The organism is Paraburkholderia sp. MM5384-R2 (assembly GCF_014201025.1).
Lineage (GTDB): Bacteria > Pseudomonadota > Gammaproteobacteria > Burkholderiales > Burkholderiaceae > Paraburkholderia > Paraburkholderia tuberum.
In genome coordinates, this window is sequence record NZ_JACHDI010000005.1 from 286682 (window position 1) to 307121 (window position 20440).

At 65.7% G+C, this 20440-nt stretch carries 11 protein-coding genes and 1 pseudogene; 4 read left to right on the forward strand and 8 right to left on the reverse strand.

The features are described from left to right. Window positions 1-166: 166 nt before the first annotated feature. Window positions 167-1924, forward strand: a complete 1758-nt coding sequence (locus tag HDG37_RS11770; RefSeq protein ID WP_184047264.1) for an ABC transporter permease subunit — start codon at window positions 167-169, stop codon at window positions 1922-1924. A gap of 4 nt (window positions 1925-1928) precedes the next feature. Continuing rightward, window positions 1929-3266, forward strand: coding sequence for an AAA-associated domain-containing protein (locus HDG37_RS11775; protein WP_184047267.1), 1338 nt, complete (start codon window positions 1929-1931; stop codon window positions 3264-3266). Between the two features lie 170 nt (window positions 3267-3436). Here the strand turns inward: HDG37_RS11775 and HDG37_RS11780 are convergent, their stop codons facing one another. Further along, window positions 3437-4492 (reverse strand): aldo/keto reductase, encoded by a 1056-nt coding sequence (locus HDG37_RS11780; RefSeq protein WP_018425310.1) that lies wholly within the window; start codon window positions 4490-4492, stop codon window positions 3437-3439. Window positions 4493-4753: 261 nt separating this feature from the next. Here HDG37_RS11780 and HDG37_RS11785 point away from each other — a divergent pair, with 261 nt between their 5' ends. Both HDG37_RS11785 and pdeR read left to right on the forward strand, forming a co-directional pair. Continuing rightward, window positions 4754-9439, forward strand: a complete 4686-nt coding sequence (locus HDG37_RS11785) for a DEAD/DEAH box helicase (protein ID WP_184047270.1) — start codon at window positions 4754-4756, stop codon at window positions 9437-9439. 205 nt (window positions 9440-9644) lie between these two features. Next, window positions 9645-11651 carry a cyclic di-GMP phosphodiesterase gene (gene pdeR / locus HDG37_RS11790; protein WP_184047273.1) on the forward strand — a complete coding sequence of 669 codons (2007 nt, stop codon included), beginning with the start codon at window positions 9645-9647 and terminating at the stop codon, window positions 11649-11651. Between the two features lie 18 nt (window positions 11652-11669). On the opposite strand, the gene HDG37_RS11795 is transcribed toward pdeR, so the two are convergent. From HDG37_RS11795 to HDG37_RS11825, 7 genes and pseudogenes are all read right to left on the reverse strand, one after another. Continuing rightward, entirely contained in the window at window positions 11670-12773 is a 1104-nt protein-coding gene (locus tag HDG37_RS11795; RefSeq protein ID WP_184047276.1) for a malate/lactate/ureidoglycolate dehydrogenase, read from the reverse strand. A 123-nt stretch (window positions 12774-12896) separates the two neighbouring features. Further along, on the reverse strand, window positions 12897-14357 hold the full coding sequence (locus HDG37_RS11800; protein WP_184047420.1) for a M20 family metallopeptidase: 1461 nt from the start codon (window positions 14355-14357) through the stop codon (window positions 12897-12899). Window positions 14358-14418: 61 nt separating this feature from the next. Further along, window positions 14419-16151: pseudogene (locus HDG37_RS11805) on the reverse strand (hypothetical protein); the annotation flags it as partial. A gap of 411 nt (window positions 16152-16562) precedes the next feature. Next, window positions 16563-17780, reverse strand: coding sequence for a betaine/proline/choline family ABC transporter ATP-binding protein (locus HDG37_RS11810; protein ID WP_184047279.1), 1218 nt, complete (start codon window positions 17778-17780; stop codon window positions 16563-16565). Further along, on the reverse strand, window positions 17777-18430 hold the full coding sequence (locus tag HDG37_RS11815; RefSeq protein WP_184047281.1) for an ABC transporter permease: 654 nt from the start codon (window positions 18428-18430) through the stop codon (window positions 17777-17779). The genes HDG37_RS11810 and HDG37_RS11815 overlap by 4 nt, the downstream gene beginning before the upstream one ends. Before the next feature lie 14 nt (window positions 18431-18444). After that, window positions 18445-19356 carry a glycine betaine ABC transporter substrate-binding protein gene (locus HDG37_RS11820; protein ID WP_184047284.1) on the reverse strand — a complete coding sequence of 304 codons (912 nt, stop codon included), beginning with the start codon at window positions 19354-19356 and terminating at the stop codon, window positions 18445-18447. Beyond that, the gene (locus tag HDG37_RS11825; RefSeq protein WP_184047287.1) at window positions 19353-20069 is read right to left on the reverse strand and encodes an ABC transporter permease; all 717 of its coding nucleotides are present in this window, start codon (window positions 20067-20069) and stop codon (window positions 19353-19355) included. Before HDG37_RS11825 ends, HDG37_RS11820 begins: the two co-directional genes overlap by 4 nt. Window positions 20070-20440 lie beyond the last annotated feature (371 nt).

The following is a 20440-nucleotide window of genomic DNA, read 5'->3' on the forward strand; positions in this document are numbered from 1 at the left end:
GGCGTTGCCTCGTCGTGGCCGTTGCTTGCTGAATGTGCCCTTTCATCAATTTGCGATTCGTCATGTTCCAACTCAAGAATCCCTCGCGAATCGATGCATGTGTCGCCGCCCTGTACGGCGGCACGACTTCGCTGTGCGCAAATACCCACGGCCCCGGAGGTTACTGATGGAGTTCGGTTTCAACCTGAACCGCACCGCCAATGCATCCGCACGACGGCTGCGTCCAAACGGCTGGGACTTCGTCGCGTTCCCGCTGATCATCTGCCTGATCGCGATGGCGTCGATCGGCTTTCATCAGACGCTAGCGCCGATGTCGACGCTAAAGACGCAGGCGATCTCGCTCGATCCGGCCAACCTGCCCGAGTACGCGATGCGCACCACGCTGCGCATGCTCGCGGCGATGGTCGCGTCGCTGATCTTCACGCTGGTCTACGGGACGCTGGCCGCCAAGAGCCGCCGCGCCGGTCTCGTGCTGGTGCCGATTCTCGACATCCTGCAGTCGGTGCCGGTGCTCGGCTACATCTCGTTTACGGTCACGTTCTTCCTCGCGATGTTCCCGGGCCGCGTGCTCGGCGCCGAACTCGCCGCGATCTTCGCGATCTTCACGAGCCAGGCGTGGAACATGACGTTCAGCTTCTATCAGTTGCTACGCACGGTGCCGCGCGATCTCGACGAAGTCTCGCGCGGCTTTCATCTGACTTCATGGCAGCGCTTCTGGAAACTCGAAGTGCCGTTCTCGATGCCCGGCCTGATCTGGAACATGATGATGTCGATGTCGGGCGGCTGGTTCTTCGTCGTGGCTTCCGAAGCGATCACGGTCGGCAATCATACGGTTACGCTGCCGGGCATCGGCGCCTACCTGACGCAGGCGATCAGCGACAAGAACCTGCACGCGATCGGCTGGGTCATTCTGACGATGACGGTCGTGATTCTCGCCTACGACCAGTTGCTGTTCCGTCCGCTCGTCGCGTGGGCCGACAAGTTCCGCATGGAGACCACGACTTCGGGCAACGCGCCGCAGTCCTGGCTGCTCGACACGATGCGGCGCACTCGTCTGATTCATCAGTTGCTGACGCCGGCGGGCGTGATGCTCGCGACCACCGCACGCATTCCGTTCCGTGTGCCTTTCGCGAGCGCGCGACGCGCCAGCGGACCGCGCGGCGAGAAATCGACGCGCGTGGGGGACATCGTGTGCGGCGTGCTCGTATTCGTGCTGACGGTCTATGCGATCTATCGCGTCGTCGCCTATGTGCGTGCCGGCGTCACGCTCGACGAGGTCGGTCACGTGTTCGTGCTCGGGCTCATCACACTACTGCGTGTCGCCGTGCTGATCGCGATCTCCTCGGTGATCTGGGTACCGATTGGCGTGTTGATCGGCCTGCGTCCGGCGCTCGCCGAGAAGGTCCAGCCGCTCGCGCAGTTTCTCGCCGCGTTCCCCGCGAACCTGCTGTTCCCGGTGTTGGTGATCGTGATCGTGCGCTTTCATCTGAATCCGGATATCTGGCTGTCGCCGCTGATCGTGCTCGGCACGCAGTGGTACATCCTGTTCAACGTGATCGCGGGCGCGACCGCCTATCCGAACGACTACCGCGAGGCGGCCATCAATTTCCGCATCCGGGGCTGGCAATGGTGGCGCCAGCTGATGCTGCCGGGCGTATTCCCTTACTACGTAACTGGCGCGATCACCGCATCGGGCGGCGCGTGGAACGCGAGCATCGTGTCCGAGTTCGTCCAGTGGGGCGATACCAATGTGATCGCGCACGGCCTCGGCGCCTATATCGCCGAGACGACCGCCGCGGGCGACTTTCCGAAGATCATCCTTGGCGTCGCCGTGATGTCGCTATTCGTCACGCTATTCAACCGCGCGCTGTGGCGCCCCCTGTATGCCTTTGCCGAAATCAGGCTGCGACTCGACCAGGAGTGAACCCATGCAAAACGTCATTCAAGCCATTCCCGCCGACCGGCTCCAGTCGTCGCCGCGCGTGGGCGCGCAAGTGCTGAACATCGAGCACGTGAGCCGCGGCTTCCATAAAAACCAGAGCGACCTGCTGGTGCTCGACGACGTCAATCTGACGCTGCACGAGGGCGAAATCGTCGGACTGCTCGGCCGCTCGGGCTCGGGCAAGTCGACGCTGCTGCGCATCATCGCCGGTCTGATCCGGCCGACGAGCGGCAATGTGACCTACCTGGGCAAGCCGCTCGACGGTCCCGCCGAGGGTGTCGCGATGGTGTTCCAGACCTTCGCGCTGTTTCCGTGGCTGACGGTGCTGCAGAACGTCGAAGCGGGGCTGGAGGCGCTCGGCGTCGGCGTCGAGGAGCGGCGCACGCGCGCGCTCGCCGCGATCGATCTGATCGGCCTCGATGGTTTCGAAAACGCGTATCCGCGCGAACTGTCGGGCGGCATGAGGCAGCGCGTCGGCTTCGCGCGCGCGCTCGTCGTCGATCCGACCATCCTGCTGATGGACGAGCCGTTCTCCGCGCTCGACGTGCTGACCGCCGAAACGCTGCGCACCGACCTGCTCGACCTGTGGAACCAGGACCGCATGCCGATCAAGTCGGTGCTGATCGTCACGCACAACATCGAGGAAGCCGTGTTCATGTGCGATCGCATTCTCGTGCTGTCGTCGAACCCCGGGCGCGTGGTGGCCGAGACCGTAGTGCCGTTCGCGCATCCGCGCAACCGGCTCGACCCGGATTTTCGCGCGCTCGTCGACGAAATCTACGCGAAGATGACCGCGCGCCCCAGCGACACCGCGGCCAAACGCGAACTCGAACCCGGCAGCTGGTTGCCGAACGTGTCGACCAACCTGATGGCCGGTCTGCTCGAAACGCTCGCTGCAGCGCCCTACAACGGCCGCGCCGACATGCCCGAGATCGCGCGCACACTGCAGCTGGAAGTCGACGAACTGTTCCCGATCGCGGAGATGCTGCAGTACCTCGGCTTTGCCGAAGTCAGCGAGGGTGACGTGTTCCTGACGCCACCCGCGCATCGATTCGCCGAGGGCAGCACGCAGGAGCGCAAGATCATGTTCGCCGATCATCTATTGCAGCGCGTGCCGCTCGCCGCGCGAATCAGAAAGGTGCTCAACGAACGGCCCGGACATCGCGCGCCGCGCGTGCGCTTCGAGCAGGAACTCGAGGACCTGCTGTCCGACAGCGCGGCGCAGGAGACACTCGATGCGGTGATCGACTGGGGTCGTTACGCGGAAATCTTCTCGTACAACGACAAGACGGAGACTTTCAGTCTCGCGGACGTCGAGACCTGAGCGAGTGCCGAAACGAAATGGCCGCGGAGAACCTGAGAGCGGTGGATCGTCTTCACGAGTTGGCGTTTTTTCCAGTCGACCGCCTCAGCCCCGCGCGCGCGAGCATGAAACTCGCGCGGCCCATCGATGAAGATTCGGGCTTCCAGGGCGAGCGCGAGTACGCCGTCGCGTTATCGCTGCACGACGTGCCGAACCTCGGCCAGCTGCTGCCGGCGTTGCTCGCCCTGCCGCTCCAGCATCCAGCCGGGGTACTCCGCCGGCAGCGCGCTGACTTCGGCCAGCTTCGCGAGCTCATCGGCGGATAGCGCGACGTTGGTCGCCGCGATGTTGTCGTCGAGCTGCTCGATTTTCTTCGCGCCGACGATGACCGTGCTGACGACACGCTGATGCAGCAGCCACGCCAGCGCGATCTGCGCGACCGAGACGTTTTTCGCTGCAGCGATTTCGCGCATCACGTCGATGCAGTCATACGCGCGCTCGCGATCGACAGGCGGAAAATCGAAGTTCGTGCGACGGCTGCCCGCCTCGGCCTGCTGCTCGCGTCCGTATTTGCCGCTCAGCAAACCGCCCGCGAGCGGACTCCACACCATCAGGCCGAGGCCTTCGCTTTGCAGCATCGGCACGAGTTCGCGTTCGAGATCGCGGCCAGCGAGCGTGTAATACGCCTGCAGCGTTTCGAAGCGCGCAGTGCCGAGCCGCTCGGCGATGCCGAGCGCCTTCGCGATCTGCCACGCGGCCCAGTTCGACACGCCGACGTAGCGCACGTGGCCGTGCTGCACAAGCGTATCGAGCGCGCGCACGGTTTCTTCGATCGGCGTGGCCGGATCGAAACCGTGGATCTGATACAGGTCGACGTGATCGAGTTGCAGACGCTTCAGGCTTGCCTTGATGCCGTCGAGGATGTGATAGCGCGACGCGCCGCGCGCGTTTGCGAACTCGCCGGTCTGGCCGAACACCTTGGTCGCGATCACGACCTTGTCGCGCGGTACTTGCAGATTCTTCAGCGCCTGGCCGGTGATCTGCTCGGACAGGCCGCCCGCGTAAACGTCGGCGGTGTCGATGAAATTGATGCCCGCGTCGAGCGCCCGGCCGACCAGCCGCTCCGCGTCGTTCTGCTGCAGGTCGCCGATCTGCCGCCAGATGCCTTCGCCACCCCCGAAGGTCATCGTGCCCAAACACAACTCTGAAACAAACACACCGGTACGGCCCAACTGGTTATATCGCATCGTCGACGCTCCATCGTGGGTGCAGGAAGAGTCGTCAAGCGTACTGCAATTGGCGGAGGTTGGTAGGAGTGGCACACACGCCGCAAAAGACTACGAATTCCAGCAGCGGCGCGAAGCCCGATGCGCCGCGCACGAGCGGCGAAAACCTGCGAGACTGGCGGCTATTGCGCCGTCAGCGTGGAATGACCCGCAACCGCCAAAACGGTCGACATTGCCCGGTACCGACTGGATATCCCCCGCGCCGCCCTCATCTGCACAAGCATGACTTCGGCAAAGACTTCCGCCGCACTCGACGCGGCGCCCCGCTCCCGCAAGGCCCGCTCCACCGCGAGCGCGGCGCGCCCCGCCGCGCCAGCCTTACCGCCAGCCCAGCAGGCGCTCGACGGTTTTCACCCAGCCGTCGCCAACTGGTTCCAGCAAACCTTCGCCGCCCCGACCGACGCACAAGCCGCCGCGTGGCCGCAGATCCGTAGCGGCCGCTCGACGCTGGTCGCCGCGCCGACGGGCTCCGGCAAGACGCTGACCGCATTCCTGTCCGCGCTGAACGACCTGGTCTCGCAAGGCCTCGCGAACGGCGGCACGCTGCCCGACCAAACGCTGGTCGTCTACGTGTCGCCGCTGAAGGCGCTTTCGAACGACATCCGCCTGAATCTGCAACTGCCCCTGCAAGGCATCGCCGCCGAACTCGACAGGCTCGGCCTGGCGCCGCTCGACATTCGCACCGCGGTGCGCACCGGCGACACCACGCAGCAGGAACGCAACGCGTTGAAAAAGCGCGCGCCGCACATTCTCGTGACCACGCCCGAGTCGCTGTACGTGCTGCTCGGCTCGGATTCTGGCCGCCGCATGCTGGCAACGGTGCGCACGGTGATCGTCGACGAGATTCATGCGCTCGCCGGCAGCAAGCGCGGCAGTCATCTCGCGCTGAGCCTCGAACGGCTCGACGCGCTCTGCGCCCGGCGCCTGCCGCGCATCGGGCTGTCGGCGACGCAAAAGCCGGTCAGCGCGGTCGCGCGGTTTCTGGTCGGCGGCGCGAGCCTCGAGAGCGACGTACCGGCCGAGTGCGCGGTGATCGACGTCGGCCACGTCCGCGCGCGCGACCTCGCGCTCGAGATCCCGCCGGTGCCGCTCGAAGCGGTGATGGCCAACGAAGTGTGGGAGCGCGTCTACGACCGGCTCGCCGAGCTGGTCGCGCAGCACCGCACCACGCTGATCTTCGTCAACACGCGCCGGATGGCCGAGCGCGCCGCGCGTCATCTGACCGAGCGGCTCGGCAAGGACGCGGTCGCCGCGCATCACGGCAGTCTCGCGAAAGAACATCGTTTCGACGCCGAACAGCGCCTGAAACGCGGCGAACTGCGCGTGCTGATCGCGACCGCTTCGCTCGAACTCGGCATCGATATCGGCGACGTCGACCTCGTCTGCCAGATGGGTTCGCCACGCGCGATCGCGCCGTTCCTGCAACGCGTCGGCCGCTCGGGCCACCACGTCGGCGGCATGCCGAAGGGACGGCTCTTTCCCGCCTCGCGCGACGACCTGCTCGAATGCGCGGCGCTGCTCGATTGCGTGCGGCGTGGCGAACTCGATGCGCTACGCATCCCGCGCGCGCCGCTCGACGTGCTCGCGCAACAGATCGTCGCGGAAGTGTCGAGCGCCGAGTGGAGCGAGGATGCGCTGTTCGACATGCTGCGGCGCGCAGCGCCGTACGCGGATCTGTCGCGCGAGCAATACGACGCGGTGCTGCGCATGCTCGCCGAGGGCTACACGAGCCGCCACGGTCCGCGCGCCGCGTACGTGCATCGCGATGCGGTAAGCGGCACGCTGCGCGGCCGGCGCGGCGGCAAGCTGGTCGCCGTGACGTCGGGCGGCACGATCCCCGAAAACGCCGATTACGCCGTCGTGCTCGAACCGCAGGCGATCAATATCGGCACCGTCAACGAGGACTTCGCGGTCGAAAGCCTCGCCGGCGATGTGTTCCAGCTCGGCAACGCGTCGTACCGGATTCTGCGAATCGAGAGTGGCCGGGTGCGGGTCGAGGACGCACAAGGGCAACCGCCGAACATTCCGTTCTGGCTCGGCGAGGCGCCGGGGCGCAGCGACGAGCTGTCTTTCGCGGTCACGAGATTGCGGGAGCAGGTCGAGCGTTTGCTGACGGAGGGCGAGCCGGCGTCACACGCGGTTGCGGCGGTGCCAATCGCTGCGGCCCAATTCGAAGCAGCCGCAACGCCCGCGAAAACCGCGGCAAAGAGAGGACGCAAAGCGAAAGCTGCCGCGGCGCAGAGCGCGACGCAGACCACAACGGCGTCTGCACCTGCCGCAGCCACGCTGCCCGCGAGCGAAGCCGAACCCACGACCGCGCGCCTCGACCACGCCATCGCCTGGCTCGCCGACGAGCTCGCGCTCGACGAGCCTGCCGCGCGCCAGATCGTCGAATACCTGGCGCGTGCGCGCGCCGCGCTCGGCGTACTGCCGACGCAGAGCACGCTGGTGATGGAGCGCTTCTTCGACGAATCGGGCGGCACCCAGCTCGTGATCCATTCGCCGTTCGGCAGCCGCGTGAACCGCGCGTGGGGGCTCGCGCTGCGCAAGCGCTTCTGCCGCAGCTTCAACTTCGAGTTGCAGGCCGCCGCCACCGAAGACGCGATCGTGCTGTCGCTGACCGGCGGCCACTCGTTCGTGCTCGACGAGGTCTGGCGCTATCTGCACTCGAACAGCGCCGAACATCTGCTGATCCAGGCACTGCTCGATGCGCCGTTGTTCGGCGTGCGCTGGCGCTGGAACGCGACGACCTCGCTCGGCCTGCCGCGCTACACGGGCGGCCGCAAGACCGCGCCGCAACTGCAGCGCATGCGCAGCGAGGATCTGCTCGCAAGCGTGTTTCCCGAGCAGGCCGCTTGTCTGGAGAACGTCGTCGGCGAACGCGAGGTGCCGCGCCACCCCTTGGTCGACCAAACCATCGACGACTGTCTGCACGACGCGATGGACAGCGAACGCTGGCTCGCGCTGCTGCGCCGCATCGAGCGCGGCGAGTTGCGGCTCGTCGCGCGTGATCTGCCGGCGCCGTCACCGCTCGCCGCCGAAATCCTGACCGCGAAGCCCTACGCGTACCTCGACGACGCGCCGATCGAGGAGCGCCGCACCCAGGCGGTGCTGAACCGCCGCTGGACGGACCCTGAAACCGCCGACGATCTTGGCGCGCTCGACGCCGCCGCGATCGACAGCGTGCGCGACGAGGCGTGGCCGCAGGCGCGCAACGCCGACGAAATGCACGAAGCGCTGACGGGCCTCGCGTGCGTCACCGGGGCCGAGGCGCTCGCGCACGAGGATTGGCCGACGCTGCTTGCGGCGTTGGCGAAAGCCGGCCGGGCGACGCGCTTGCCGCTGGCCGCGCAAGCCAACGCGAGCACGGGCAACGACAACGCCAGCGACAGCGACAGCGCACTCTGGCTGCCCGCCGAACGCCTCACCTGCTTCGAAGCGCTGTACCCCGGCATCGCGCGAAATCGCTACATGCCGCCGCTGAGCGCCCCGAAGGGCTACACCGAGAGCTGGAGCGCCGACGACGCGCTCGTCGACGTGTTGCGCGCACGGCTGACCGGCTTCGGCCCGCTGACGGTCGAGGCGATCGCGCGTCCGCTCGGTTTGCCGGCCGACCGGATCGAACAGGCGCTGATCCGGCTCGAAGCCGAAGGCTATCTGTTGCGCGGCCGCTTCACGCCGCACACGAGCGACGAGGAATGGTGCGAACGACACCTGCTCGCACGCATCCACCGCTACACGGTGAGGCGGCTGCGGCGTGAGATCGAGCCGGTCGAGCGGCACGACTTCATGCGCTTCCTGTTCGAATGGCAGCATCTGACGCCGAGGTCGCGCGCCGAAGGCCGCGACGCGCTCGCCGCCGCGCTCGACCAGCTCGAAGGCTTCCAGGCCGCGGCCGGCGCGTGGGAGGAAGACATCCTGCCCGCGCGCGTGCGTGCCTACACCAGCAGTTCGCTCGATGAGCTATGCCGCGCCGGCAAGATCGTCTGGACCCGCCTGACCGAGCGGGCGCGCGGCGCCGCCGGTCCGGTCCGCGGCACGCCGATCGTGCTGCTGCCGCGCGCCCAGTTGCGTGCGTGGCGCGCGCTGCTCGATCCGGCGCGCCAGCTCGAATTGTCGGCGCTCGCGCAAAGCGTGCACGACACCCTCGCGCAACACGGCGCGATGTTCTTCGACGAACTGCTCGCCGAGTTGCGCGTGCTGCGCATGGAGCTCGAAAACGCGCTCGGCGAGCTGGTCGCGGCCGGCCTCGCGAACTCCGACAGCTTCGCGGGCTTGCGCGCGTTGCTGAAGCCAGTCGCCAAACGCAACGCGTTTTCCAGCAGCCGGCGCGCGCGAGCGAGCGCGCTGATCGGCGGCATGGACGACGCGGGGCGCTGGGCGCTCGTAAGCCGTCCGTCCGCCGTCGCGCCGGAAAATCCCCCCGAACGGCGGCGCCAGTTGCCGCCCGAGGCGCTCGAACACGTCGCAATGACGTTGCTGCGCCGCTACGGTGTCGTGTTCTGGCGCGTGCTCGAACGCGAGGCCGAATGGCTTCCGCCGTGGCGCGATCTGCTGCGCGTTCTGCAGCGGCTCGAGTCGCGCGGCGTGATCCGCGGCGGGCGGTTCGTCAACGGACTCGCGGGCGAGCAGTTCGCGCTGCCCGAGGCGATTCCGCTGCTGCGCGAGGTGCGCCGGCAGCCGAACGACGGTGCTTTTATCTGCGTTGCTGGGACCGATCCGCTGAATCTCGTCGGCACGCTGCTGGTCGGTGACAAGGTGCCGGCCGTGACCGGAAACCGCGTGCTGTATCGCGACGGCGTGGTGGCGGCCACGCTGGCGGCCGGCAAGTTCCGGTTCGACGCGGCGCTCGACGCCAACCCGCCCGAACGCGAACGCGCCCGCGCGCTGCTGGCGCGCCGCCTCTAGCGACGTCATCGTGGCGTCGTTCTGGCGGGTAATAATCGCGCCGCGCGCGGCCGCGCCGGCCCATACTCATGCTTAGCAAAACGTCAATGATTCTTCGCTCGAATTGTCACGCTTAGATACAATGAGGCAGTTTCACTTTAGTATGAGGAAGACCGTCTGCCGCCGCCCGCCTTGATAGGGACCGCCGGCACATTCCGGGGATTTCATGAGCGACCAGCTACACGACCAGGTGCTTCACGCGCGGTTCGGCACGAGCAGCCCTTGCTGGCGCCTGGCGGCCGCCAGCGACACGCTGGAACTCGTACCTGCGCACGGCCACGCGGCTGTCGGCGTCGCCATTTCCCTCACCTCTTCTCAAGCTTCCCAGGTCCGCGCGCTGAGCGGCGTGACCTCCCACGTCGTCGTCGACGTTCAGTTGGACGCCGCGCCGCTGCGGCTGCATCTGGTCGGCAAGAAACTCGATTGTCATGGCTGGGGCGGCACCGCGTCGGCCGATGGCGACACCGAATCCGTCGCGCGAGCGCTGCTGCACGGTCTGTCGTTCGCTGAACAGGTCGTCTCGGAGGTCAATTCGGTCGTCGTGATCGTCGACCGGAACGGCCGGATACAGCGCTTCAACCGGCTCGCCGAGGAGCTGACCGGACTCAGGGAAGAGGACATCATCGGCCGCAGCGTCTGGACGTTGTTCATGTCGTCCGACGACGGCGGGGTCTCGAACGACGTCAGCGCGAATTTTTTCAATCGTGGCGAACCGTACGAGATCGAACGGCGCATCAAAACGGTGCACGGCGAACGGCTGTTCCTGTTTCGCAACAAATTCGTGCGCAGCGGCAGCGGCATCGAAGAGCAGTTCCTGATCTGCTCGGGCACCGACATCACCGAGCAACGGCTCGCGCAGGACCGCCTGATCGAGCAGGCCACCACCGACCCGCTCACAGGCCTCGCCAATCGCAACGCGATCCAGGAGCGCATCCAGATCGCGATCGAACTGGCCGCGCCGGGCGAAACCGTCGGCGTCCTGTTTCTCGATCTCGACAACTTCAAGAAGGTCAACGATCACTACGGCCACGTGTTCGGCGACCGCCTCATCTGCGACGTGTCGGACGCGATCCGCGACTGCCTGAATCCGGGCGACTCGCTCGCGCGTCTGGGCGGCGACGAATTCATCGTGCTCGCGGCGAAGGGCTCCGCGCATGAGCTGGAAAACACCGCGCAGCGCATTCTCGATCGTATGCGCATGCCGTTCGCTGTCGGGCTCGTCGAGGTCTATACCGGCTGCTCGATCGGCATCGCGCGTTCGCCCGAGCATGGCGAAACCCTCGAATCGCTGATCCGTTCGGCCGACACGGCGATGTACGTCGCGAAGGACGAAGGCAAGCGCACGCATCGCGTGTTCTCGCCGGACATGAATCGCCGCGTCGCGGAGTTCATGTGGCTCGACACGAATCTGCGCCGCGGACTCGACGAAGGCCAGTTGGCGCTGCACTATCAGCCGAAGCTGAACCTCGCGACGGGCGCCGTGCAAGGCGCCGAAGCGCTGGTGCGCTGGAATTCGCCGGAGCGCGGCCAGATCATGCCGGCGGAATTCATCCGTTATGCCGAGGAATCCGGACTGATCGGCGTGCTCGGCCGCTGGGTGATGGAAACCGCAGCGAAACAGGCGGCCCGCTGGAAAGCGGCCGGCTATGACCTGCGCGTCGCGATCAACGTGTCGGCGCGACAGCTCACGGATACAGCCGTGGTCCGCCATTTCACCGAGGCATTGCAGCACGCGAGTCTCGATCCATGCCTCGTCGACCTCGAACTGACCGAAAGCTGCCTGATCGAAAACGAAGCGGCCGCGATCGAGCTGATCAAGCAGTTCCGCCAACTCGGCGCGCAGGTGCATCTCGACGACTTCGGCACCGGCTACTCGTCGCTGTCGCAACTCGGCCGGATTCCGCTCGACGTGATCAAGCTCGACCGCAGCTTCACGGGCTCGATCCACGCGGATATGAAGGCACAGGCGCTGGTGCGCTCGATGGTCGCCGTCGCGCAGGAGCTCGATTTCCAGGTGGTCGCCGAAGGGATCGAAACCGAGGCGGAAGAATCCTTCATGAAGGGGCTCGGCGTCGATTACGTGCAGGGCTTCCTGTACGCGAAGCCGATGCCCGCCACCGAGTTCGAGCTCTGGCTGCTCGATAGGCGCAGCAAGCTCAGGCTGATCGCCTGAGCCCTGCTGTCGCGCGCTTCAGCCGAGGCGCGCGGACCAACCACCCACTTCGTCTTCATCCATCCCGACGGCGCGCGCCGCGCAGTGGATTTGCGTCCACGTAGCCGCGTCGATCGGAATGCCGGCGGCCTCGCGCTGCGCGCGCGTCACGCGCTCGGGCTCGCCGGGTTCGTAGATGCGCTCCGCGCCCGCCGCGAGCGGCGAGGCCTTCACCCACGCGAGGAACGCATCGGCTTCGGCTTGCGCATCGGGCGCGTCGAATGCGGTTGGATCGATGATCACCGATAGCATGCAGTTGATGATCGCGTGCGTGGTACCGAGCGTGTCCGCATGCGTCGTGAAGCCGCCCGACAGCGCGCCGCCGAAAATCTCGCAGATCGCCGCGAGCCCGAAACCCTTGTAGCCGCCGAACGGCGTCAGCGCGCCGAACGGCGCTTCGTGCATGACTTTCGGTTCGAGCGTCGGCATGCCTTCGTGATCGATCAGCGCGCCGGGTGGTGTGTGCTTGCCCTGGTTATAAGCGACGCGCGTCTTGCCGAACGCGATCGTGCTGGTCGCGAAGTCGAGCACCAGCGGCGGTTTGCCGGGCCGCGGATAAGCGGCGCAGAACGGATTCGTGCCGATGCGCCGGTCCGCGCCGCCGAATGGCGCGACGAGCGGATCGCCCGCCACGTTGACGAAGTGAAACGACACCAGCCCGGCGCGCGCGCACTGCTCGGCCCAATGCCCGATGCGGCCGATATGATGCGCGCCGCGCAAGCCCACCGCGCAGACGCCGAGCCGCCGCGCGCGCTCGATGCCCCGCTCCATCGCCTCGAACGCGATCACCTGACCGAAGCCCTTGCCGCCTTCGACGGTCAGTACCGCGCCCGCGTCCTTCACCACGTCGGCGTGTCGATTCAGTTGCAGTTGCTGGTCGGCGAGCGATTCGACATAGCGCGGGATCATGCCGACGCCGTGCGAGTCGTGCCCGGTCAGATTCGCGGCCACCAGATGATCGGCGACCAGCTCCGCTTCGCGCGGCGTACTGCCCGCTCGCTCCCAGATCGCCCTGACGTAGGCATGCAGTTGATCGGCCGGAATCCGGAGCGTGGTGGTTTGGGCAGTCTGGGAGTCGGTCATTCAGCGTGTCGGTGAGGTTCGAACGGAAGGAATGAAACGGCGGGAAAAACAGCTGCATCAAAGCAGCATCGATAAACAGCGGGCCCGGGTCACGCCCGAGCCCCACTCAAACGAAACCAGAACTCACGGCGCCGCGGCAATCACTTCGGCAACCGCGGCCGTCAGCTTCTTGCCGTACGGCACGTGCAGGAACTCGTTCGGCCCATGCGCGTTCGACTTCGGCCCGAGCACGCCGCACACCATGAACTGCGACTTCGGGAAGCCCGCCTTCAGCACGTTCATCAACGGGATCGTGCCGCCGAGACCCATGTAGGCCGCGTCGGCGCCGAAGTGCTGACGCGACGCATCGTTGAGCGCGGTGGCGAGCCACGGCGCGACCTCCGGTGCGTTCCAGCCGCTCGCCGCGCCCGCATCCGGCTTGAACGTGACCTTCGCGTTGTACGGCGGATCGAATTCGAGCAGCGCCTTCAGTTCGGCGACCGCCTTCTCCGCTTCGATGGTCGGCGGCAGCCGCAGCGACAGCTTGAACGCCGTGCGCGGACGCAGCACGTTGCCGGCGTCGGCGAGCGCGGGCAAGCCAGCCGCGCCCGTCACCGACAGCGACGGACGCCACGTCGAATTGAGCAGCGCCTCGCGCGGATCGGTCGTGGTGGGCAGCACCTGACGGCCGTCCTGGCCGCACGCCCACGGCATCTTCTTCCAGACGTCATCGCCGAGAATCTTTGCGGCGGCCTCCGCTTCGCGCAGACGATCGGCCGGCACCGTGCAGTGGAAGCCCTTCGGCAGCAGCGTGCCGTTGGCGGAGTCTTCGAGACGGTCGAACAGTTGCCGCATGATGCGGAAGCTCGACGGCACGATGCCGCCGTAGACGCCCGAGTGGATCCCTTCGTCTAGCACCTGCACTTCGAGATCGCCGCCGACGAGTCCGCGCAGCGACGTGGTCAGCCACAGCTGATCGTAATTGCCCGCGCCCGAGTCGAGACACACGACCAGCCCGACGTTGCCGAGCCGCTCGCGCAGCGCGTCGACGTAGGGCAGCAGATCGTAGCTGCCCGACTCCTCGCAGGTTTCGATCAGCCCGACGCAGCGCGGACGTTCGACACCCTGTGCATCGAGCGCGGCGAGCGCCGTCAGGCTCGCATAGATCGCGTAGCCGTCGTCCGCGCCGCCGCGGCCGTAGAGCTTGCCGTCTTCGAACTTCGGCGTCCACGGACCGAGGTCGTTGCGCCAGCCATCGAACTCGGGCTGCTTGTCGAGGTGGCCGTAGAGCACGACGGTTTCGTCGCTGCCCGAGCGCGTCGCGGCCGTCTCGAAGAAGATCACCGGCGTGCGGCCCGGCAGGCGGATCACCTCGAGCTTCAGGCCGCGCACCGGTTGCTGCTCGGCCCATTGTGCCGCGTCGGTGATCACGCGCTCCAGATAACCGTGTTTCGCCCAGTCGGGATCGAACGCCGGACTCTTGGCCGGCACCGCGATGTAGTCCGTCAGCGCGGGCACGATCTCGTCGTTCCACTTGCGCTCGACGAATTCTCGTAGCGTGTCCGGGTTGAGTTGAGCCTGCTGGGTCGTGTCGTCGATGATCATGATCGGGTCCGTGAAGTACTGTTCGGTCGAAACGATCATGATAGTCCCGATGCGTGTCGGGCTGAACCCTTCGATACATCAGGATTTTCGCGCGGGCGTCGTCTTCCAGCAGGACCACGTACTCGCCATTGCCGCGCTGCACCGCGCTGATGCCGAGATACACGTCCACCCAACCGCTCGTGTTGCCCACGCTCGCGCCCGGCGTCATCTAGCCGATCGCCTGGCCGGTGCGCGCGTCGTACACATCCACCTTCGCCGTGTACAGCTCCGCGACGAAGATGTAATTGCCCGCCACCGCGACGCCCACCGTGGTCGTCTGCGGATTGCTCTGCGTATTCCACGGCAGCGAGATCGCGTACTGTTGCGTCGGCGTGCCGGTACTCCAGTTGTCGTAGCGCGCGAGCACAGGGCCCGCTTCCTTCCAATGCGTCGCGTCCCATGGAGTCGCGCTCGTGAAACCGGACACGTACATCGTGTCGGTCTCCGCGATGTAGACGAGCCGCGCGAGCCGCGTGAACGGTTGCGGCATCGCGAACATCTTCGAACTGGCATACGTGCAGACCGGATTGCCGGCGGCGTCGAACCCTTGCAACGGCATCTCGCGGATGCCGCTCAGCGGCGTGGCGAGCCAGATGTTGCCCGGCGTGTCGACCCACCAGAAGCCGTTGCCGACCGTGCTGCCGGTCGAAGGATTGCTGCTGATTTCGCCGGCGTCGACGGTGCCGTTGCCATTGCTGTCGCGCCACAGCCATTCGCCGTAAGTCGGCTGACCGGCAGGCCACGTGCCCGGCAGCGGATTCTGCGCGAGCAAGCCGGATGGAATCGCCATTTCGCCATGTGCCGCGTCGAAGCGATAGACGTTCAGATAATGCGCGCCCGGATCGAGCGTGTAGAGATACGGCCGACCGTTGATTCGGCGCACCATCGGCTCGCCACGCACACCGCGCGGCTCGTGAAACGCGGGATCGTCGGGATAGTCGAAACGGTCGAGCGTGAAGGCCGCATACGACCATTCGTGGCCGGCCGGCTGGTTGTAGTCGAGCGTGAAGCGCTTCGAGCCCGTATAGACGGAGTTCGGCGTGGCCGGATCGAACGCGGCGCTGTCGACGAAGGTCAGCCCGTACAGCCGCCAGTTGAACGCTCGCGAGCTGAACACGCAGCTTTCGAGCACCGCGCCTTGCCCGACCGACGCCGAGCCCGGCGCGCGCGGCCCCTCGCCGTTCTGCGCGACGTACAGATTGCCCGCCGGATCGACGCCGATACCCGTGATGCCGTTGAAACGCATGTTGCCCGGCACGCCCTTGACCGCGTGAAACAGGCCGTTGCGCGTGCCGATCGCCCTGCCGGCTTGCGGCTGGCCGTTGGCGTCCTTGTTGAAGACGAGAATCTGCTGCGACGGCCCATTGTCGGCGACAAGGATTTGCCCCGACGGCGTCACCGCGAGGTCGGCCGGCACCGCGCGTTGTTCTCGTTGCCGATCGACATCGCCGCGTACAGGTACGTGTGGTTCACCGCGACCGCATCGCCGCCGGCGGCGCCCCAGCCATGCGTCGAACCGGCCACCGCGAGTTTGTCGCCGGCGCGGTAGGCGGCGATTTCGCTGCCGCTCTCGTCCCACGGCGCATTGGTATAAACGGTGCCGTCGGCGCCGACGCTAATGGCCTGGATATCCTGCTGCATCCATTTACCGTCGCCAAAGCCAAAGCTATTGCCGATCCAGGAAGTGGTGTAGCTGAGTTGCGATTGCGCGGACGCATTCAAGGGAATAAGGCTGTGGGATAAAACCACGGCCATGCCCAGGCGGGAGATGAGTTTCACGACGGTATTTCCTTGCGAGGCGCGAAGCGCGCGCAGCCACGTGTCCGGCGCGCTTTCTCACGTACGCGCAATTGTCAGCTATCGCGCATACGTCAACGTTGGAATTTTATCGTCGCATAGAAAAAGCGGAAATTTATTGATAAAAAAATCGTAATATGCGCTATTCGATTTATTTAATTCGAAGCGCATAAGAATTACGCTGAAATGGAGTGTTATTTGATTTTCAAGCGTATGCAATCAGCGCATCGCCACGTGGGTCGACGGCATTACGGTGCGTGGCGGGGCTGGAATTTGTGACCGGTTGTGCGAGCGCGGTGGCTCTCGCAGCGTGCACGCAGGCCGTCTCGCTTCGCGACGGAACGAAGGCCTGCGTGCAGCGTGATCGCGTTACGAATGCGCGACGTCCTCCGCAACCGCCGCTGGCGCGGCAGCGGCAGCCGCTTGCGCCGCGGCGACGGCAGGCGACACGATCGCCGGCTCACCCGTGTGCCCGCGCGAGCGTCCGGAACTCAGATAATCCGCGATCGAATCCTGCGTGACTTCGCCGACATAGCGGCCGTCGCCATCCAGCACCGGCATCCATGACGAATTGAACTGGTACATCTTCGACAACACGATGCGCAGATGTTCGTCGGCGCTGACCGTCGCCTTGAACGCGGTGAGATGATCGCCGCACACGCCCTGGCCCGCGCGCGCCGCGCGCCGCGTTACATAGCCGAGCGCCTGGCGGTTGTCGTCGACGATGGTCAGATAGCGATTGTCGCTGTCGTCCATCATCTGGAAGGCGCGCGCAAGCGGCACATCGGCGCGGGCGGTTTCCGGCTGCGTGGCGGCGTCGCCGGCCTTCACCAGCAACAGGCGCTTGAGCGTGCTGTCCTGCCCGACGAACGCGCCGACAAACTCATCGCGCGGATGCGCAAGCAGCGTATCCGGATGATCGTATTGCACCAGTTGACCACGGCGGAACACGGCGACACGGTCGCCGAGCTTGATCGCCTCGTCGATGTCGTGGCTCACCATGATCACCGTCTTGTTCAACTGACGCTGCATCTGAAAGAACTCGTTCTGAATCGACTCGCGATTGATCGGGTCGACCGCGCCGAACGGCTCGTCCATCAGCAGCACCGGCGGATCGGCGGCCAGCGCGCGAATCACGCCGATGCGCTGCTGCTGCCCGCCCGACAGTTCACGCGGGTAACGCTTCAGATACAGCTTCGGATCGAGCGCCACCATCGACATCAGCTCCGTGGCCCGTTCGCGGCAGCGCTTCTTGTTCCAGCCGAGCAGACGCGGCACGACCGTGATGTTCTCCTCGATCGTCATGTTCGGAAACAGGCCGATCTGCTGGATCACATAGCCGATGTGCCGGCGCAATTCGACTTCGTTCAGGCCCGAGGTGTCCTCGCCGTTGATCAGCACGCGGCCCGAAGTCGGCGCGATCAGACGGTTGATCATCTTCAGCGTCGTGGTCTTGCCGCAACCCGACGGGCCGAGAAACACGCAGATTTCGCCTGCGCCGACGGTCAGGCTCACCGAGTCGACCGCTTTTACCTGCTGGCCGTCCTTCTGCGTAAACGACTTTGTGAGTTGGTCGAGTTCGATCATGTCTTTTGCACTCCCTTCGGTGTCAGCAGGCGTTGCAGCGCTTGCAGCAGCAGGTCGGCGACGATCGCGAGCAAGCTCACGAGCACCGCGCCCACCAACAGTTTCATCATGCTGCTCTGGCCGATTGCGCGGATGATCAGCGTGCCGAGGCCGCCCGCGCCGATCACCGCGGCGATCGTCATCACGCCGATGTTCATCACCACGGCCGTCCGCACGCCGCCGAGAATGACCGGCACCGCGAGCGGCAAATCGACGAGCCGCAGCCGTTGCCAGACGGTCATGCCGATGCCGATGCCGGCTTCCTTGATGCCGGCGTCGACGTTGCGCAACGCGAGGTAGGTGTTGCGCATGATGGGCAGCAGCGAATAGAGGAACACGGCGGTGATCGCCGGCACCGCGCCGATCCCCTGGCCGAAGCGCGAGAAGACCGGAATCATCAGGCCGAACAGCGCGATCGACGGCAAGGTCAGCACCACGGTTGCCACGCTCAGCAACGGCGCGGCGAGCCACTCGTGCCGATCGATCAGGATCCCCAGGGGAACGCCGACGATGATCGCGCAGCCCACCGCGATCCCCACCAGCCACACGTGTTGCGCGGTCAGTTGCAGCAGCTCGGGCCAATTGCCCGACAGATAGTCGAATACAGTCATGAAAAAGTCTCCGCTCAGGGCAGCTTGTGCGTGCGCAGAAATTCCGCCGCGACTTCACGCACCGACTTGCCGTCGATGTCGACCTGCTTGTTCATCTCCAGCATGATGTCGTTGTTCAGCGCGGCGGATAGTGCGTTCAACTGCGTCGCGAGTTGCGGGTTCTGGTCGAGCGTCGCCTTGCGCACCACCGGCGTGGCGTTGTACGCGGGGAAGTAGTGACGGTCGTCTTCGAGCGGCATGATGTTGAAGCCCTTCACGCGGCCGTCCGTCGTGTAGATCAGACCGATCGGCACCTGGTTGTTATGCAACGCGGTGTAGACGAGCCCCGGGTCCATCTGACGCGTTTCCGCGCGGCTGAACTCCATGCCGTAAGCGGCTTCGAGCGGCTTCAAACCGTCCGGACGATTGGCGAACTCCGCATCCATCGCGAACACGTGCTTCCTGTTCGGCTCCGCCGCGAGCTTCGCGGCAAGCTGCGAAATCGTGCGGATGCCGGTTTGCTGCGCCACCTGCTGCGGCAAGCCGAGCGCGTACGTGTTGTTCAGCGGCGATGCATCGAGCCAGACGAGGCCGCGTTGCGCGTCAAGCGCTTTCACGCGTTCGTACATCGTCTTCGGATCGAGCTTCTCGGTGATCTTGTTGTAGACGATCGCGGCGGTGCCGGTGTATTCCCACACCGCGTCAACCTGGCCGTTCTCCTGCGCACTGCGCAGCAGCGTGCTGCCGAGCCCGGTGCGCGCGTCGATCGTGTAGCCCTTCGAGCGCAGGTACTGCGACGTGATCTCGGTCAGCACGTACTGCTCAGTGAAATTTTTTCCACCGAGCACGAGCGTCGCCGCGCTCGCGTGAAGACTCGTGAAGAGCAGCGCGCCGGCTACGATCCAGCGGCTGGGTCGCCAGCCGCTGCGTTTGAACAGATTCATCATGCCGTCACCCCGCGTCGTGCGAGCAGGTAGCGGCTGCCGGCCGAAACGATGCCGTCCAGCACCAGCGCGAGAATCGCGGTGGCCGCGGCGCCGAGCAGAAGCTGCTGCTGATTGTTCAGGTAGATGCCGGGGAAGATCAGCGTGCCGAGACTGTCCGCGCCGATCAGATACGCGAGCGGCGCGCTGCCCACGTTGATCGCAAGCGCGGTGCGCACACCGCCGATGATGATCGGCATCGCGTTGGGCAACTCGACGCGCAGCAACGACTGCCAGCCTGTCATGCCGATGCCGCGCGCCGCCTCGCGCAGCGCGGGCGAAACGTTTTTCATGCCTTCGTACGCGTTGCGGGTGATCGGCAGCAACGACGCGAGGAACAGCGCGACGAGCGCCGGAATGTCGCCGATGCCGAAGATGCCGAGCGCAATCGCAAGCACCGCCAACGACGGGATCGTGTTGCCGATGTTGAAGATCTGCATGAAGCGTTCGGCGTGACGCGCGAACGACGGGCGGCTCAGCAAGATGCCGGCGGGTATGCCGACCAGCAGCGCGAGCGCCATCGAGTAGCCGACGAGCAGCAGGTGTCGTTTCGTGTAGTAGACGAGATCGGGCGCGTACTGATGCAGTGCGCCGGGGTCGATCGCGCGCCACAGCAACGCGACGACCATGCCGATGGCTACAAGACTGCCGATCAGTCTGGCAGGACGATGAATCATGAAGATGCGCCTCCTTGTTCGGGCGACGCGCGGAAATAGCCACGCCGCACAGGCGTGCGTGACGACGCTGCGAATGGGAAGTTCGGGACGCGGCAAGTGCCGCGAGTTGAACCGAGTGGTGCCGGGCGTGTGTTGTTGCCCGACGCGAGGGTCTCGGCGATGAGTTGCTCGTGCCCTCGGTGGCTTGCCAGTTAACAAAAAACAAAACTGGCGCCAGATCCATCGATGATGATGTGGACAGCGGCGCTGGGTCGCTTGTCCGGCGGGGTTTGGGGCCCCTGGGAGACCGGGTTTTCACCGGTGCTGGAATGGATGCAATGTGCCGCTATTTGCACCCAACCCCTTCTAACGAAGCCTATTTAGCTACGATT

What these genes read in the sequence shown, in the direction of transcription:
- HDG37_RS11810 (WP_184047279.1), bottom strand. Translation starts at nt 17,780, where the DNA reads ATGATCGAACTCGACCAACTCACAAAGTCGTTTACGCAGAAGGACGGC.
- HDG37_RS11820 (WP_184047284.1), bottom strand. Translation starts at nt 19,356, where the DNA reads ATGATGAATCTGTTCAAACGCAGCGGCTGGCGACCCAGCCGCTGGATC.
- HDG37_RS11770 (WP_184047264.1), top strand. Translation starts at nt 167, where the DNA reads ATGGAGTTCGGTTTCAACCTGAACCGCACCGCCAATGCATCCGCACGA.
- HDG37_RS11800 (WP_184047420.1), bottom strand. Translation starts at nt 14,357, where the DNA reads ATGATCATCGACGACACGACCCAGCAGGCTCAACTCAACCCGGACACG.
- HDG37_RS11775 (WP_184047267.1), top strand. Translation starts at nt 1,929, where the DNA reads ATGCAAAACGTCATTCAAGCCATTCCCGCCGACCGGCTCCAGTCGTCG.
- pdeR (WP_184047273.1), top strand. Translation starts at nt 9,645, where the DNA reads ATGAGCGACCAGCTACACGACCAGGTGCTTCACGCGCGGTTCGGCACG.
- HDG37_RS11795 (WP_184047276.1), bottom strand. Translation starts at nt 12,773, where the DNA reads ATGACCGACTCCCAGACTGCCCAAACCACCACGCTCCGGATTCCGGCC.
- HDG37_RS11815 (WP_184047281.1), bottom strand. Translation starts at nt 18,430, where the DNA reads ATGACTGTATTCGACTATCTGTCGGGCAATTGGCCCGAGCTGCTGCAA.
- HDG37_RS11785 (WP_184047270.1), top strand. Translation starts at nt 4,754, where the DNA reads ATGACTTCGGCAAAGACTTCCGCCGCACTCGACGCGGCGCCCCGCTCC.
- HDG37_RS11780 (WP_018425310.1), bottom strand. Translation starts at nt 4,492, where the DNA reads ATGCGATATAACCAGTTGGGCCGTACCGGTGTGTTTGTTTCAGAGTTG.
- HDG37_RS11825 (WP_184047287.1), bottom strand. Translation starts at nt 20,069, where the DNA reads ATGATTCATCGTCCTGCCAGACTGATCGGCAGTCTTGTAGCCATCGGC.